The 306-nt window shown below is 68.3% G+C and carries 1 protein-coding gene; it reads right to left on the reverse strand.

The annotated features are described in order from the left end of the window. Positions 1-219: GcrA family cell cycle regulator (locus tag H926_RS29245; RefSeq protein ID WP_043610618.1), on the reverse strand; the 219-nt coding region annotated here is incomplete at its 3' end. Positions 220-306: the final 87 nt, after the last annotated feature.

Raw genomic sequence — 306 nt, forward strand, 5'->3', positions numbered from 1 at the left:
TGCTGCAGGCTTGGCCGGCTTGGGCGCGGCGGCGGCCGCAGGCTCGCTCTTGTCGTTGGCCTTGACCGGGGAAGGGCGCGCCTTCAGGCCCAGGCGATGGGCCTTGCCGATCACGGCGTTGCGGCTGACCCCGCCAAGCTCTTCAGCGATCTGGCTGGCGGTTGCGCCGCCTTCCCACATCTTGGTCAGTTTCTCGATCCGCTCGTCGGTCCAGCTCATCCGTTCGAAAACCCTTGCATGGGCCAAGGGGTGCGTCCCTTGCCCTTTCATCTTCTTGCCATCGGCCGGCGCGCGCGGGACCCCGCC

Origin of the sequence: Novosphingobium sp. B-7 (assembly GCF_000410615.1) — a bacterium.
Classification (GTDB): Bacteria; Pseudomonadota; Alphaproteobacteria; order Sphingomonadales; family Sphingomonadaceae; genus Novosphingobium; species Novosphingobium capsulatum.